This is a genomic window from Streptomyces sp. XY006 (assembly GCF_002237655.1).
GTDB classification, from domain to species: Bacteria; Actinomycetota; Actinomycetes; order Streptomycetales; family Streptomycetaceae; genus Streptomyces; species Streptomyces levis.
The window spans coordinates 182,628-198,915 of record NZ_NOKT01000010.1 but is presented as its reverse complement, the minus strand read 5'-3'; the positions used below and the strand labels follow the sequence as shown (position 1 = coordinate 198,915).

Here is a 16,288-nt window from a genome sequence, read left to right as displayed (position 1 = left end):
CTGCCTCACAGAGCTCTACCCCTCGAAGCTATCACTCATCCGTGACTGTCGTCATGAGTGCGCGATAGGCCGTGCGGGTAGGAATCCGGTGAGTCCGGGAGTGCTCCGGGCCGGTCACATCCGTCACAGCTCGTCCACACCGGCGTAACGGTAGGGAGCAGCCGTGCGCGGCACCGCGTTCACCTGGGTAAGCCGTCGGCAAGGGGGGCGACGGTGCCCCCGCCGGTGCCCCTCGGAAGCGTCCGGGAAGTGGCGCCGTACCATTCATAAGGTTGAAAGCAGGATGTCCTGCTCCATGAACGGACCCGCCTTGTACGAACTCCCCTCAGCCCCCGCCTCCTGGCGCGTCGCGCTGCCGCACACCGCCGCGGCGGTGCCGGTGGCCCGTGCCCTGGTCCGTACGGCGCTGGCCGAGGTGGAGCACGGGGCGGACTGCGACACCGCCGAGCTGCTCACGGCGGAGCTGGTGGCCAACGCCGTGGAGCACACCTCCGGCGAGACGCCGATAGAGCTGGTCGTGGAGTTGAAGCCGTCGGGCTGCCAGGTCGAGGTGCACGACACCGACCCGGCTCCGCCCGGCGACCTCACCTGCCCGGCCGGCGGGCCGCCCGACCCCTGGCAGGAGCACGGGCGCGGGCTGCTGCTGATCCGCGCCCTGAGCTCCTCCTGCGGACACCGGCCCACCGAGTCGGGCAAAGCGGTCTGGTTCAGACTCCCTGCGGTACCCGCTCAGCGGCGTCCGTCGGCGTGACGCGGGCCAGCCGCGAGTTCCGGCGCCCGTAGAGCAGGTACAGGGCCGCGCCCACCGCGAGGAACACGGCGAACTGGAGCCAGGTCGCCCGGCCCGTCTCGTACATCAGGTACAGGCAGAAGCCGACGCCGAGCAGCGGGGTGAGCGGGTACAGCGGCACCCGGAAGGTGCGGGCGAGGTCCGGCTCGCGGCGGCGCAGGACGATGACCGCGATGTTGACGACGGCCATGATGGCGAGCGTGCCGATGGTGCACAGGTTGACCACCGCGTCCAGCGGCGCGAAGGCGGCGGGCAGCGCGAAGACGAGCGCGACGATCAGCGTGCCGGCGACCGGGGTGGAGGTCTTCGGCGAGACCCTCTCGAAGACCCGCGGGATGAGCCCGTCACGGGACATCGACATGAGGATGCGGGTCTGGCCGTACATCACGGCGAGCACCACGGAGGCGATGGCGACGACCGCGCCGAAGGCGATCACGCCGCCGCCGACGGTGGCGCCGGTGACCTGGTTGACCACGTAGGACAGCGCGGCGGGACGGCCGCCGACCGCGTCGCCGCCGATGGCGCCGATCGCGGCGAGCGCGACCGCGCAGTAGAGCACGGTGACCAGGCCGATGCAGACCAGGATCGCGACCGGGATGTCCCGGCGGGGGTTCTTCGCCTCCTCACCGGCCGTGGTGATCGCGTCGAAGCCGATGTACGAGAAGAAGGCGGCGGTGGTGCCCGCGCCGATGCCGGCCAGGCCCTCCGGCGAGAACGGGGTGAGGTTGCCGTCCTGGAAGGCGGTGAAGCCGATCGCGACGAAGGCCACGAGCACGGCGAGCTTGAGGACGGCCATCGCGGCGGTGGCCCGGGCGCTCTCGCGCACCCCGCGGACCAGCAGGACGGCGGCCATGGCGATGACGATCACGGCCGGGAGGTTGATCACGCCGCCCTCGGCGGGGCCGGCCGACAGGGCCGCGGGGAGCCGCAGTCCGACGAGGCTGTCGAGGAGCTCGTTGACGTACTGGCTCCAGCCGACCGCCACCGCGGACACCGACACGCCGTACTCCAGCAGCAGGCACCAGCCGACGAGGAAGGCCGTGCCCTCGCCGAGCCCGGCGTAGGCGAAGGAGTACGAGGAGCCGGAGACCGGGATCGCGCCGCCCAGCTCGGCGAAGGCGAACGCGGTGAAGACGCAGGTGATCGCGGCGAGGATGAAAGAGACGACGACGGCCGGACCGGCCTGGGCGACCGAGTCGGACAGGCCGACGAAGATGCCGGTGCCGACGATCGCGCCGACGCCGAAGCAGACAAGCTGGAAGAGGCCCATCGTGCGCTTGAGGCCGTGGCCTTCGCGGTCGGCGCCGGATTCGGCCACCAGCAGGTGGGGCGACTTGTAGCGGGGCATGCGGGTGGTGCTCGTTTCTGGTGGTGCGGGGTGCGACGGGTGCGTCGCGCGGACGGCCGCGGAAGGGGGGTGGTTCCGGGCCGCCGGTCAGCATAAGGCCTGTTCAGGCGAGGGTTGCCACGATCGCCGTGGGAGGGGGGTCGTTCAGGCCAGGGTCGCGACCAGGACGGCCTTGATGGTGTGCATCCGGTTCTCCGCCTCGTCGAAGACGACCGAGTGGGCCGACTCGAAGACCTCGTCGGAGACCTCCAGGTGGTCCAGGCCGTGCGAGGCGTGGATCTCCCGGCCGACCTTCGTGCCCAGGTCGTGGAAGGCGGGCAGGCAGTGCAGGAACTTCACGTCCGGGTTGCCGGTGGCGCGCAGGACGTCCATGGTCACGGCGTAGGGGGCGAGGGCGGTGATGCGCTCGTCCCAGACCTCCTTCGGCTCGCCCATGGAGACCCACACGTCGGTGGCGACGAAGTCGGCGCCGCGGACGCCCTCGTCGACGGTCTCGGTGAGCGTGATCCGGGCGCCGCTGCTCTCGGCGAGCGCGCGGGCCCGGTCGACGACCTCCTCGGCCGGCCAGTAGGCCTTCGGGGCGACGAGCCGTACGTCCATGCCGAGCAGGGCGCCGGTGACCAGGTAGGAGTTGCCCATGTTGAAGCGGGCGTCGCCGAGGTAGGCGAAGGCGGTCTCCGTCAGCGGCTTGGCGCAGTGCTCGGTCATGGTCAGCACGTCGGCGAGCATCTGGGTGGGGTGCCAGTCGTCGGTGAGCCCGTTGTAGACGGGAACCCCGGCGAACCGCGCGAACTCCTCCACCTTCCGCTGGCTGTCGCCCCGGTACTCGATCGCGTCGTACATCCGGCCCAGCACCCGCGCGGTGTCCTTGACCGACTCCTTGTGCCCGATCTGGGAGCCGGAGGGGTCGAGGTACGTGGTCGAGGCGCCCTGGTCGGCGGCCGCGACCTCGAACGCGCAGCGGGTGCGGGTGGAGGTCTTCTCGAAGATCAGCGCGATGTTCCGGCCCCGCAGGTACGCGGTCTCGGTCCCGGCCTTCTTGGCGGCCTTCAGCTCGGCGGCCAGCTCGACCAGCCCGCGGAACTCCTCCTCGGTGAAGTCCAGCTCCTTGAGGAAGTGGCGGCCGGCGAGGGCGGTCGGGACTGTCGCCATGGGGGCGCTCCAGGGATACGGGACGGGAACAGGGACACGGACTGCTGGAATATCATACGAGACTCAGCATGCCTATGCGGAGCGGGGGCGCCCGTGCCCGCCGTCCTCACACGGGGTCGCGTTCGACCGGGCAGCTCATGCACCGAGGTCCGCCCCGTCCCCGGCCCAGTTCGCTGCCCGGGATCTCTATCACCTCGATGCCCTGTTTGCGCAGGTGGGTGTTGGTGGTGGCGTTCCGCTCGTAGGCGACGACCACGCCGGGCTCCACGGCGAGCACGTTGCAGCCGTCGTCCCACTGCTCCCGCTCGGCGGCGTGCACGTCCTGGGTCGCGGTCAGCACGCGGATCTCGTTCAGGCCGAGGGCCGCTGCGATCGCGCGGTGCATGTGCTCCGGCGGGTGGTCGGTGACCTTCAGCTCCTTCTCGCCGACGCCCGGCTCGATGGTGTAGGAGCGGAGCATGCCGAGGCCCGCGTACTGGGTGAAGGTGTCGCCGTCGACCATCGTCATCACGGTGTCCAGGTGCATGAAGGCCCGGCGCTTCGGCATGTCGAGGGCGACGATCGTCTGCGCCGACCCGGCGGCGAACAGCTTGTGCGCGAGCATCTCCACGGCCTGTGGCGTGGTCCGCTCGCTCATCCCGATGAGCACGGCCCCGTTGCCGATGACCAGCACGTCCCCGCCCTCGATGGTGGACGGGTAGTCGGCCTGCCCCTCCGACCAGAGGCGGAAGGTCTCGTCGCGGAAGAGCGGGTGGTGCCGGTAGATCGCCTCGAAGTGCACGGTCTCGCGCTGCCGGGCGGGCCACCGCATGGCGTTGATGGACACGCCGTCGTAGATCCAGGCGGAGGTGTCCCGGGTGAAGAGGTGGTTGGGCAGGGGGCCCAGCAGGAAGTCGTCGAGCTCCATGGCGTGGAAGCGCACCGAGGTCGGCTCGGGGTGCACGTCGAGGAACTCGCGCTTCGTCATGCCGCCGACCAGCACCTCCGCCAGCTCCCGCCCGGGCAGGTCCTCGAAGGCGGCTCTGAGGTGGTCGGTGGCCAGCGGGCCGTACTCCTTCTCGTCGAAGACCCGGTCCAGGACGAGGGATCTCGCCTCGGGAACCTCCAGCGTCTCGGCCAGCAGGTCACCGAAGAGGTGGACGGTGACGCCCCGGTCGCGCAGCACGTCGGCGAACCCGTCGTGCTCGGCGCGGGCCCTGCGCACCCACAGCACGTCGTCGAAGAGCAGCGAGGTCTTGTTGCTCGGGGTGAGCCTTTTGAGCTCGAGGTCGGGCCGGTGCAGGATGACGCGGCGCAGCCGCCCGGCCTCGGAGTGGACGTGGTATGCCATGCCTTCATCCTGACCGCCGGGGCACGGGTTGACGCGCTCCTCGCGGGGTTTCGCCGCACTTCTGTTCGCGTCGGGGTGACGACAACGAGGTCCGGAGGCAGGCGCCGGCGCGTCAGCCGCTGGGCAAGGGCTGGAGGCGTTCCGGGCGGGCCAGCATGCGGCGGGTGGCGCGGCCCGGTTCGAGGGCGGCCCGGGCGACGATCCAGCCGGCCAGGGCGTGCGGCTCGGCCGGGTCGCGGGCCAGCCGGTCGGCGTACCCGGCGAGCGCGGCGGCCGCGTCCCCGGCGGCGAGGTGCTCGTCGGCGGTGCGCGGCGCGGCCGGCCGGGTGGCGAAGGCCTGGGTGCGGACGTCGGGCCAGGGGGTGCGGTCGGGGCGGAAGAGCGGACCGTCCGGCTGTGCCGCCGCCGGGTCGACGTTGCGCAGGCGCCACTCGGTGCGGTGCAGGGCGGCGGCGGTGCGGGCCCGGGCGAGGGCGGCGGACGGCACGGGTTCGCGCAGCCAGCCGTCCAGGGTGCGGGCGAGGCCGGAGACGAGGGCGCGTCCCGGCCGGGTCAGCCGGCCACTGGCCAGCAGGGTGCGCACGGCCAGGCGGCTCTGCAGGCGGCGCAGGGCGAAGAAGTAGGCCGCCCGCTCGGCCGTCTCGGCCCCTTCCGGACCGGCCAGCCGGTCCCGCCAGAAGCCCGCGACGCCGGTGAAGGCGTACGCGCCGTGCAGCAGCCCGGTGAGGTGGCGGGGGTCGGTGCGCCAGGGGGCGTAGTAGCGCTCGGCGCGGTCGTCCTCCAGCAGCGGGAACAGGTGCAGCAGGGCGGCCAGCTTGCTGTGCTGGAGTTCGTGCACCAGGGTCTCGGCGAGGGCCGGCGCGGAGGCCGGGCGGACGATCAGCATGCCGCCGAAGGAGTCGCCGCTGGAGGCCGACACCTGGACGAACGGCAGCGCCGGCGGGCTGAGGGCCGTGCGCCCGAAGGGCACGATCGCCCGGATCGTGCCCGGGTCGACCCGCCCCGGGCCCGGCGGCCCCGGGCGGGCGAGGATCCGCACGGCCTCGCCGAACAGCCGCTGCCACTCCCGGGCCTCGTCCTCGTCGAGCCGGGCGGGTGGCAGATGGTCGTCGAGATCGCGATAGGGGTCGAGGTCGTCGAGTACGACGGTGACGGGCGCCGCGCCGTCGGGGCGGGGGTGGGTGAGGGTGCGCAACGGGAGCCAGGGGCCGGTGTCTTGACGCTGGATCAGCGGACGGCACGTCACCCGTACCGGGCCGGTCGCGCGGCCCGGCCCGGTGACCGTGAGCTCTCCCCCGGCGGTCGTGGCCCGGCCGACCTCCAAACCCCCTCGCGCCTCGGGCAGTCGGACCATCCCGAGCCCGGGCAGGTGCAGCCGGCCGTCGGTCAGGGCAACGTCGAGGGCCGTCTCGGCGCCCGCGTGCAGGGCGGCCGACAGGGCCAGCGCGCTCAGGTGGCCCGCCTCCGCCCACAGGGGCGGCCCGCTCGCCGTGCCGTGCACCCGGCGCAGCATGTGGGAGATCCAGCCGCCGGTCGCCGGCGCCAGCAGCAGGCGTTCCACCGGCTCGGGCGACTTCTCGGCCGCCTCCTTGAGCAGCCGCCAGGCCTCGGGGACCGGGGTGAGGGGCGTGGGCAGGGCGTCGAGATGCCCCAGGAGGGTGCGCAGGAGCAGCAACCTGCGGGCGCGCTCGGCTCGTTCGAGGAAGGCGACGGCCGCTGCCGAGCCACCTCCGGCGGCCAGTTCCGCGAAGAGCCGGTCCGGCATGCGGAGTGGAGCGAGGTGCTGCTCGCTGGTCATCGTCGCGGGCCTCCGGTCGCTTGGCGGACATGCGCGGGACCCGGTGCGCGTGCGGGTGTCGCACCGGGCCTGCCGTCGGGACGGCGTGGGCGGCTAATCGGCTCGGGCGCCTCCCGGCCCTTCACCGGCCCTCATGCTGCTGCGGGCGCGCAGCACCTCGGTCAGCAGGCGCGTGGTGGGGGGCAGGGCGGGGAGACCGTCCACGGCGCTCAGGGGCAGCGCCGCGAGGTCCGCCAGATCGGATTCCCAGACACCGGTCCCCGCGGTGGCGGCGACCGGTTCAGGTGCGGCGGCTCCGGCGCGGTGCAGAGCGGGCGGCTGGTCCAAGATGCTCCCCCTTCTCGCACGGTGGCACGCGATGCCCCGTGTCTTTCCATGATGGCCATGGCCGGTCCCCGAGGGGTGGAAACCGTGAATCACGCCACTTCACCACGAGTCACGCCGAACTGTCGCCGGTGGTGTCAACGCGGCCAGGGCGGCCGCGAGTTCCCTCTTTCGTTCCGGGTCGTCGTCCACGGACACCACGGCGTCGAACAGGTCCCACAGTACCTCCGGGTTCCGCCGGAGTCCGCTGAGGATGTTGACGGCGTCGGTGCGGGCTTTGCTGTGACGGCGCAGTACCGCGGTGACACGGGGATCGAGTGCGCTCACGACCGTCTGCCGTTCTTCGGAGTCCAGCATCAGCGGGTAAGCAAGCAACGCCTCCACCGCCCGCTGCACCGCCGTGAGGGGCCGTGGCGCGGCGGACGGCACGGGCGGCGGCAGGGTCTCGGTGCGATCGGGGCCCTGGAGCCGGATCTCCGGATGCTGAAAGGTACGGCCCTCTTCCCTGAGGGCCGCGATGCGCGCCCGAACGGCCGGAAACAGTTCTTCCGGATCGGGCGGTGCGGGCAGCGCGGCCGCCCGCTCGGCCAGCAGCCCCAGCAGGACGTCGGAGAACAGGCCGGTGGCGCGGACCGGGTCGTTGGCCGCCGCCCTGCCACGGCCGGCGGCGCGCAGCACGATCTGCCGGTGGACGTGGCCGGGCCGCCCCACCGGCAGGGCGTCGGCGGGCAGCGCCTCCTGGAAGGCGAGGTCCTCCTCGAAGGTCTCGCAGGCGTCCACGACCCACATCTGCTCGCGCAGCCCGGGCACGGCGTCGCTCGTGTAGCGGGCGAGGGCGGACTCCAGGTCGATCCCGACCTTGTCGGCCACGCCCGCGTCCGCGCAGAACAGCCGCAGCCGCCCGGCCCGGTCCAGCACCCCGTGCCCGCCCCACCACACCCACAGCACATCGCCCTGGGCCAGGGGCATCTCGCGCACGAGGACCCGGCGCAGGGTCGCCCGGTCCGCGGGCTCGTAGGGGACGTGCGGCTCGTACGGCGGCAACGGGGCAAGATGCAGGCGCACTTGGGATGCGGGCACCCCGGCGTCCCGCAGCAGCCGGCAGAACCGCACGGCGTCCCGGGCGGGCCCTGGCAGGCGCCAGGTGTCACCGGCCTCGTACGTCTCGATGCCGACGACGAGGGCGTGCACCCGGGCCGGATCGACGGACGGCGTCGGGCCGTTCACGGCAGGTGGTCCACGAGGTGGCGGTACACGGCCGGGTTCGTCCAGTAGGCGCTGTGCGCGGCGGGGAACGGCTGGCCGCTGTCGACGGGGACGTCGGTCACGCGGCCCGGGAAGAGGCCCGCGCCGAGGTAGCCGAGCAGGTCACGCGGGTCGTACAGGTTCAGCCAGGCGGGCACGTGCGGTGGCAGGGGTGCGGGGTGTTCGAGGGACGGCAGCGAGCCCGATTCGAAGAGGAAGGGCCCCTGGGAGCCGGCCGTGACCAGGAGGCCGACCTGCGGCAGCGGTTCGGAGATCAGCGTGTCGAGGGCGATGATGCCGCCGAGGCTGTGACCGACCAGGGCGACGGGCGGCTCCAGACCGGCGACGAGGGCGCGCAGGCCGGCCCGGAAGGCCGCGCCTCGGCTCAGGTAGCGCAGGATGTCGCCGGCGGCGGGGTGGGCGGCCTCGGTGAGGGCGCGGCGGCGGCGTTCGACGGCCCGGGCGGCCAGGGTTCCGGCCGACCGCAGCAGGAAGGAGCGCAGCCCGCGTTCGGTGCCCCCAGGCGGTGCGCCGAGAGCCTCGGCGATCCGGCCGGTGACGGCGTCCCGCGTGTCGCCGACGGGGACGAGCGGGGAGTCGGCGTCGAGGGCGTCGGCGACGAGGCGGGCGGTCAGGGAGCGGGCGGCCAGGACCGCGAGGTCCGCCGGGTCGAGGGCGTCGGCGGCGGGGCCGAGCAGGGGGTGGGCGGCCAGGGCGGTGGCGGCCCGGGCCAGCCCGGGGCCGGCCTCGGCCCCCGGTGCGTCGCCCCGGGCGGCGAGGGCGGCAAGCCGCGCCCGTATGTGCTGCTGCGGAGGGACCGTGCCGGGCGGGCGTTCGGCGACCGGGCCGGACGCGGCGGCCGCGGAGGCCAGTTCGGCGTAGGGGTCGTCATAGAGGACGGCCCATGCCGCGGCCGTCTCGTCGCCCGGGTCCGGGCCCGCCGGGCCCGCTGCCGGGCCGCGTGTGGTGCCGGACCGGGGCGGGAGGCTGGCGCCGCCGGCCGCGAGGGTGGCACCGTGTGCCGCTCCCCAGGCGTAGGGCACGACGTCCAGGCCGGGGCGCTGTGCGGCCAGTCCGGCCGTCACGCGCTCCACCAGGGCGGAGAGGGCCGGTTCCCGCACCCCGGTTCCGTGAACGAAGACGACCGCCGTCATGCGCCCCCCGTGACACGAACACCCTTGCGGTGTCAACTCCTCACTCTTGCCCGGAAGTTGCGGCCCGGCAAACCGGCGCGGCCGGTGTCACATGGGCATGGGAGCGATGTCGCACTCGATGCGGCGGCGCTGGCGCGCGGCCTGGAGCCAGGGGTGGTCGTTGCGCAGCACCGCGGCGAGGCCCTCCACCGCCTTGCGCTGCAGCACGTCCGCCTCGTCGGCCCGCCCGAGCCCCCGCAGATCGAGGGAGAGGTTGGAGGTGCAGGAGAGGGTGAGCGGGTGGTCCTCACCCGCCACCTCAGTCAGCAGGAGCAGGTTGGCGGAGTCGATGGTGTGAGCCCGCTCGAAGTCGAGCCGGCCATAGGACGTGCTGGCCTGACCGATGCCCACCGTGAGGGTGATGACGTGATGCGGCCCCACGGTGTCGCTCAGCCGGCGCACGACGTCGTCCTCCAGCTCCTGCGCGGAGTCCAGGGCGCCCAGGGCACGCTCGGTCGCGGCCAGGTTGGCCCGGGTCAACAGGGTGTGTGCGTGGTTCGCTCCGAGGCGCCGCTCCAGCCGGGCCGCGGTGATGGCCGCGAGCCGGTGGGAGCCGTCCAGGTCCCCGGCCAGGCGGCGGTCGACGGCGACGTTGGTCGCCGTGGTCAGCGAGTCGAGGTGCTCGTCGCCGTATCGGGTCCCGAAGTGCCGCAGCGTCTCCTCCGTGAGCTTGGCGCCCTCGGCGAGGTTCCCGTCCCGGCGGCGGCACACTCCGAGGTCTCGAGCGATGCGCAGAGTCAGGGGGTTCTTCTCACCGAGCGCAGTCAGCGCCCGGCGGTAGACGTCCTCCTGGATCTCGCGTGCCTCGGGGTATCGGCCTGCCTCCCGCGTGTCGATGCCGACGCAGTGGAGCGTGTTGAGCGTGAAGAGGCTGGCGTCGCCGAACAGGGCCTCACGCTGGCGGGCGGTTTCCCGGTCCAGCGTGAGCGCCTCCTCGAACTGCCCGCACAGTCGCAGGTCCACGCCCCAGCTGTGAGCACCCCGCAGGGTGGCCTGGTCCTCAGGGCCGAACAAGGAGCGGGCCAGTTCGGTGGCCTCGCGGCCCAGCTCCCGTGCCTCCTGGAACCGGCCCTGGTAGCGGCGGGCGTCCGCCATGTCGCACAGGGAGTCGATGAGTTCCTCGGGCTCCACCTGCATCCTGCGGGACACCTCGAGCGCCTTCTCGGTGAGCGGTATCGACTCGGGGATCTGCCCGGTCCGCCGCAACAGGAACGCGAAGCCTTTGGTCATGCGAATGACATAGATGTCCTCCTCGCCGGAGGCGGCGAGCCAGGCGCTCCACGCCTGCCGGCCGAAGGCCGCCGCGCCCTCGTGGTCGCCCCAGTAGTAGAGGAACCACATGGTGTCGTAGACCAGGTCACGCACGTAGGGGTCGGTGCTGGTCACCGCCTGGGAGGCGAGCACGTGGGGCAGCAGCGCCTGGTAGTCGCGCCACTCCAGGGAGGACCCGAAGGGGCCGCGGTTGGCGGCGGACAGCAGCTGGTGGGTGGCGTCCCGCATCCGCTCGCGTTCCTCTTCGCCGAGCTTGGCGAGGAGCACGGTCTGGAGCAGGCGGTGCATCTGCAGGGTGCCCGCGCGCGGGTCCACCTTGATGAGGGAGAACTGGCTGAGGTCGCGGATCGCCCGGTTCAGTTTGATCGGCTCACGCAGCATCGGGTCGATCTGCGGCGTGATGTTGACGCCCCGGCTGCTGCGCAGGATCGACCTCGGGATCGGTTCGGGAGCCAAGCTGGCGCAGATGTCGAGCAGTTGGCGGGCCCCCGGGTTGTTCTGCCTGATCCGCTCCAGGGAGATGTCCCAGGCGGCGGCGACGGAGACCGGATAGTCGGGGCTTTGCTCGATCTCCAGGATCTCCGGGCTGCGCCGGGCGAGCAGTTCGAGGTATTCGCTGACCTCCATGCCGGTGGCACCGAGCCAGGCGCCCGCCTGCTCCACTGCGAGGGGCAGGTCGCCGAGGGCCTCGGCGAGGCGGTCGGCGTCCTCGCGCGGCAGCTCCACGGCGCGCTTCTGGAGCAGCTCGATGGACTCCTCGCGCTCGAAGACGTTCACCGGCAGTGAGGTGGCCACCCGTTCCCAGGCCCGGTTCCGGGAGGTGACGATGATTTTCCCGGGCGCGTTTGCGGGAAAGTAGCCACGCACCATCTCAACGTCTTCGGCGTTGTCGAAGACAAGCAGCCAGTTGTCGTACGGCACCCCCGTGCGCAGCGCTTCCAGGGCGGCGGGAACCGCCGTACCGGCAGCCGGGACTCCCGCCGTGTCCTGATCGGCCGGCGCGACGCCCAACTGGGCGGCCAGGGCCGCGAGGGCCGCAAGCACCAGGCTCTCCCTCTCGGCGGGAATCCAGCAGATCACTCTGTAGTCGTGCTGGTGGGTGTAGATGTACTCCAGCACGAGCTGAGACTTGCCGACGCCCCCGAGTCCGTGCAATGCGTGAGGCAGTACGGCTGCGGTGTCCTGGGCTGCGAGTTGCTCCTCCACTGCTCGCAGCAGTGCCTGCCGGCCGACGAACGTGGTGTTCCGCAGGGGAACGTTCACCAGGAGGGCAGGCCGTTCCGTCGATGTCCTGTTCATTCCCTGCCCTGCCTCCGTTGGATGCTGGTTCGGGTCCGCTGGCGCCGTAGCCGTCCGCGCGGCTGGCCGCTCGAAGGCGGTGTCGCCCTGCGGTCTCGTGGATCGCCCTCCGGGCGTGTCGCCGACGGCACCCGGAATGCCTCGCTCCGCCTCGATCCGGCGGGCTCGTTCGGAGTACGGTCCTGCCAGCGCCCGCATGACGGCGAGCTCCGACTGTCGCCAGGCCCCGGAGTTGGCGGCAGGCAGGGCGGTGCCGTACGGGTCCCGCAGAGCGGCCCGCAAGGCGACGCCCCGCTCACCTGCTGCGGGCAGTTCACCGAGGACCCCGATGATGCGGGCCAGCTGAGCACGGGTCGTGGTGGCCAGGAGTGCTTCGCGGACACCGTCGGCGAATTCGAGGCGTTGCATGTCGCGTCCGCCCCAGTCGATCAGACCACCCATCAGGATCTCGGCGAGGTGTTCGGGGCCGGCCGTCGGAATCGTCCGTCTCCGCAGCTGGTCGATGATGTCGAACTCGAAGGGTACGGCGGCGACTTCGGTTGCCAGTCGCCGGGCTATGGGTGTGGCCAGCGTGAAGAAGCGGCCCACCGCTTCACCGGCACCCGCCCGACGGGGGGCACGCAGGCCGGGTGCGGGGACTCCTTGGTGCAGCGTTCCGGCCACGACGGTGGGTAGAGCCCTCCGAACGCCACGCTCTCCGACCACGAGGTCGGCCCAAGCGGAGAACGACCCCGCTTTCAGTGACAGCACCGGGACGGGCAGGGTCCCGTCGACCAGCCGTGGCAGCGGACGCATCGGATCGAGCCCGCCGGCCGACGGCTGGAGACTCAGGCGACGGTTCGTCGCTCCGAAACCACCGGCCTCCAGCTGCGCCGGATAGGGGTACAGGGACGAGCGGTGCCGCATGTGCGGCGGGAGGAGATGCACGAGAGCGGTGGGGCCGGCCCGGCCCAGGCGGCCGAGGAGGTGGTCGGCGGCGGGTGTGGCCCAGCCGTGGCGGAGTCCGTCCGTGACGACGAGGAAGAGGCGGTCCTTACGGCCGTTGAGGACCTCACCGACATCCGCCGTGGTTCCCGCGGCACTCCAGCGCAGCATCGGCTCGCCACTGCGGGGCACCACCACGTCGACGGTGCGTACGGCACGGAAGGCACCGCTGTGCTCAGCGGCGGCGGCCAGGGCGGTCGTCTCCTCACGCCACACCGCCATGGTGGGAGCATCGTCCATGAGGATGACCAGCTCGAAGGCGGTGGCATCGGCGGGCCGCAAGGTGGGAAGCCACAGCTCGTCGAAGATGCCCCGTTCCGCCGTGGCCTCTTCGTCGAGTTGCACGGCGTCGTGGGACGGCACTTGGCGGGAAAGGCGGTGCAGCACTCGCGCCAGCTCGGCAGCGGGTCCCCCGCCCGTGGGCGCGGTGGGCCGCTCGCGCGACAGAGCGGGGACACCCAGTCGTATGCGGTCGGCGCCGTCCGGGTCCGGTGTGAAGGAGGGGATCTCGGGCCCCAGGGCATCTTCGCGCCCCGGCTGGGCTCCCGGATCCTCGTGCGACAGCCGGGGCGGGGTCGCGGGCGCCGGACCGGCTCCTTCCGCGTCCGGAGAGTTGCCGTCGGTGCGGACGTGGGTCCCGCTGTCGGTCCAGTGCGCCGCCAACCACACGGCGTCGGCGAGGTCCTGCCAGCGCAGGGCGGAGGGCCGCCGGGCGGTCGGGGACGCCTCCGCTGTCACCATCGTGTGAGCACCGTCGGGACCGGGCCCGGATGCCGCACGGCCGGGCTCCCGCTTCATTCATCGGCCCTTCGCGAGATCTCGCAGCAGCATCTCCAGGAGCCTGCGTCCGCCTTCGTCGGCGCGGAAGGTGCCGTTGGAGGTGAGCTGGACGGCGTTGAGCAGCTGATCCAGGGAGTGCATGCCACCCGCCTCGATGCGCTGGACGAACGAGTCCACGAGGGCTACGGCGTCCGGCGGCCGCGTCCTCAGGTGGCTCTCCACGATGGCGAGCAGTTGCTCGCGGGTCGGAGTGCGCATCGCCAGCGGGAGGCAACGCCGGCGGAACGCGGCAGGAAACTCCCGTTCCCCGTTGCTGGTGATCACAACGACCGGGAACTCCCGGCATTCCACCCGTCCTTGCCGTACGACGGCGTGGATCCCCGGGTCGCCGGTGTGCACCTGTGCGCTGTCCTGGGTGTCCCGCACCAGCTCCGGAATCTCGTAACTGCCGTTCTCGAGCACATGCAGGAGGTCGTTCGGCAGGTCAATGTCGCTCTTGTCGAGTTCGTCGACAAGCAGCACTCGAGGGCGTTCATAGGGCAGCAGGGCGGTACCCAGCGGGCCCAGGGTGATGAAATCCCCGATGGCGGGTGCTGACGCTGCCGGCGCCCCGTGCTCGGTCCGAGCGTCCGAGGGGGCGGCTTCCACAGGGGTGAGGCCGGCCCGCCAGGCCGCGATGGCCTGGGCGCGGCCGAGTGCGTCATGAGAGTAGAGGCCGTCACGCAGGGTTGTCCGGCTGACGATGTTCCACTCGAGTACGCGGCCTAGGCCCAGCTCACGGGCCATGAGGTAGGCGAGTGTGGATTTGCCCACGCCCGGGGACCCGGTGACCAGCAGCGGCCTGCGCAGCAGCAGGGCGGCATTGACGATGTCGATGCTTTCGCTGTCGAGCTGGGGCACCGCGTCGACCTGTCCGAGGCGGCGTGTCGCCGACTCCTCGTCCTCGGGTGCGGGAGGCTGCGGCGGGCCGCCCCGGAACCGGCGCCAAGGCGGTACGGGCGGTAGTCGGGGTGGCGTCCCTCGCGGGGCGGCTCCTGTGGCACGGAAAACACGCCAGTCCTCCACCTCCGCCGGCTCCGTCCCGCTCATACCGGAGTCCCCTCACTGTCGATGGTGTGCCTGCCGTCCGTATAGGCGATGTCATGGTCCGGCGCCAGGTCGTCGTCCGCGGCTGTCTGGATGTCGACGAGCCGGTGGGGGTCGTCCCAGAAGAAGGCGATGTGCCGCCCGAGCAGTAGTGTTCCGGCGGCATCGACTTCAGCTCTGCGTCTCAGCCGATGGATGACGAGGGGGAGGTGGGCCGGCTTCTGGACGGCGGCGAAGACGGCTGTGACCACCTCGCGCCGCTCTTCCAGGAACGTGCCCCGCCGGTCCCAGACCGCCAGCGGGACTCCCTCGGCGATGGCAGCCTTGAGTACCTCCATGGCCGGGCCCCCGTCGGGAGCGTCGATCACGGCGGCGGTGCGGCCGGGATCGGCGGCAAGGGTTGCCTGCCACTCGTCCAGCCCTTCGGTGTCCGCCGACCGCCAGCCGTGCACGGTGATCCCCTGACGCTGCAGTCGGGTCCATCGCTCCAGCCATTGCGCTCTGACCAGTACGTCGTCCGTGCGCATCCGCTCCAGGCTGCGCAGGTGCACCGCGTACTTCAGTCCCAGAGGCAGTGCGATACCGTCCCCCGAACGTACGGTCAGTCCGGCCACGTTGTGGTTCAGCAGCTCGTACGGCAGGACGAACTCGACATAGGGCGGCATGGCTTGCGCATCGTCGATAACGGGTTCACCCGGGCCTGTGGGGGCCAGCCGCACAACCTGACGCAGGGCTCGCTCCACCGCCCCGCCCAGTCCGTCCAGGCCGATCGTCTCGGGCAGAGAAGGCCGGGGGTGCCAGTAGCCGGGGACCGTGTTCAGCCAGGGGCGGACCACGATGTCCCCGGAACCGTCTCCGGCCGGTTCCACGGTCACCACCAGACACCGGGGAATGGCGGGGTCGGCAGTGGCACCGAACCGCTGGGACCGGCGTCGCCGCAGCGGGGCGAGCAGCCCGGCCCGTTCTGCCCAGCCCCGGGACCACGAGGACAAGGCGTGCTGCCAGGCGGGGGTCGGCACCAACCCGGCCGCATGCTCGATGAGGAGCACGGCCGGTGGCAGACCGTCCGGCTGCACGTTCAACTCCGCCAGGTGGGTGAAGAGTTGTTCGGGAGACAAGCGAGGCGGCATCTGGCAGTGCAACTCCCTGGCGAGCCCGTCACGCAGAGCCGACGCGGACAGCTGTCCCCTCACGGCCGCCAACAGGGCCAGGGCCCCTTCCATGTCGCGTCGGGTGAGCGGTCCGGACAACGGCGAGGCGACGTCCACCGCGTGTCCACCGGGAATCAACAACCGCTCGAATTGCGAAGCGACCGAGGCGCCTTCGAAGAGCCGCACCACGTCGACCAGCACCCGCCCGCCCTCCGGCACGCTGAGCGCTGCGCGCACCAGGGCGATGACGTCTTCACGCTGCTTGGTTCCGCGCACATCGACGTGCAGATTCAGCTGCTCGGAGAGAACACCGGCGAAGAACACCCGCCCGGGTTGATCCTCCACACAGCTCAGTTCGCACAGCGCCTCTGTCATGCGGAGCAACAGAGACCCTCCAGGCGTGCGCCCGAACTCGCCTAAATCCGCCGCTGTCTCCACCGACCTTCCCCCACGAGCCGGTACAACTGACTGACCAGGGAACGTAGCACGTCGATTCCCGGCTAACCAGGTCGCTTGGCGTCGAGGGATCGGAAACC

At 72.1% G+C, this 16,288-nt stretch carries 11 protein-coding genes; 1 reads left to right on the top strand and 10 read right to left on the bottom strand.

The window, feature by feature from the left end:
- Positions 1–283: 283 nt before the first annotated feature.
- Positions 284–751 (top strand): ATP-binding protein, encoded by a 468-nt coding sequence (locus CHR28_RS14120; RefSeq protein WP_094053944.1) that lies wholly within the window; start codon positions 284–286, stop codon positions 749–751.
- Here CHR28_RS14120 and CHR28_RS14115 read toward each other — a convergent pair.
- From CHR28_RS14115 to CHR28_RS14070, 10 genes are all read right to left on the bottom strand, one after another.
- A complete protein-coding gene (locus tag CHR28_RS14115; protein WP_094053943.1) occupies positions 708–2,138 on the bottom strand; it encodes an amino acid permease in 1,431 nt (476 codons plus the stop codon). The genes CHR28_RS14120 and CHR28_RS14115 overlap by 44 nt on opposite strands.
- A gap of 144 nt (positions 2,139–2,282) precedes the next feature.
- Complete coding sequence (gene argF, locus CHR28_RS14110; RefSeq protein ID WP_094053942.1) at positions 2,283–3,290, bottom strand: ornithine carbamoyltransferase; 1,008 nt, start codon at positions 3,288–3,290, stop codon at positions 2,283–2,285.
- Between the two features lie 106 nt (positions 3,291–3,396).
- A complete protein-coding gene (locus tag CHR28_RS14105; RefSeq protein ID WP_094053941.1) occupies positions 3,397–4,620 on the bottom strand; it encodes an arginine deiminase in 1,224 nt (407 codons plus the stop codon).
- A gap of 112 nt (positions 4,621–4,732) precedes the next feature.
- Positions 4,733–6,418, bottom strand: coding sequence for an HEXXH motif domain-containing protein (locus CHR28_RS14100; protein ID WP_094053940.1), 1,686 nt, complete (start codon positions 6,416–6,418; stop codon positions 4,733–4,735).
- Positions 6,419–6,511: 93 nt separating this feature from the next.
- Entirely contained in the window at positions 6,512–6,745 is a 234-nt protein-coding gene (locus CHR28_RS14095) for a hypothetical protein (protein WP_094053939.1), read from the bottom strand.
- A 99-nt stretch (positions 6,746–6,844) separates the two neighbouring features.
- Positions 6,845–7,969, bottom strand: coding sequence for an effector-associated domain 2-containing protein (locus CHR28_RS14090; RefSeq protein WP_094053938.1), 1,125 nt, complete (start codon positions 7,967–7,969; stop codon positions 6,845–6,847).
- Positions 7,966–9,141 carry an alpha/beta fold hydrolase gene (locus CHR28_RS14085; RefSeq protein WP_094053937.1) on the bottom strand — a complete coding sequence of 392 codons (1,176 nt, stop codon included), beginning with the start codon at positions 9,139–9,141 and terminating at the stop codon, positions 7,966–7,968. The genes CHR28_RS14090 and CHR28_RS14085 overlap by 4 nt, the downstream gene beginning before the upstream one ends.
- Positions 9,142–9,228: 87 nt before the next feature.
- Positions 9,229–13,476 carry an FxSxx-COOH system tetratricopeptide repeat protein gene (gene fxsT / locus CHR28_RS14080; protein WP_256984244.1) on the bottom strand — a complete coding sequence of 1,416 codons (4,248 nt, stop codon included), beginning with the start codon at positions 13,474–13,476 and terminating at the stop codon, positions 9,229–9,231.
- Positions 13,477–13,533: 57 nt separating this feature from the next.
- On the bottom strand, positions 13,534–14,604 hold the full coding sequence (locus tag CHR28_RS14075) for an AAA family ATPase (RefSeq protein ID WP_094053936.1): 1,071 nt from the start codon (positions 14,602–14,604) through the stop codon (positions 13,534–13,536).
- Complete coding sequence (locus CHR28_RS14070) at positions 14,601–16,127, bottom strand: VMAP-C domain-containing protein (protein WP_179272431.1); 1,527 nt, start codon at positions 16,125–16,127, stop codon at positions 14,601–14,603. The genes CHR28_RS14075 and CHR28_RS14070 overlap by 4 nt, the downstream gene beginning before the upstream one ends.
- Positions 16,128–16,288 lie beyond the last annotated feature (161 nt).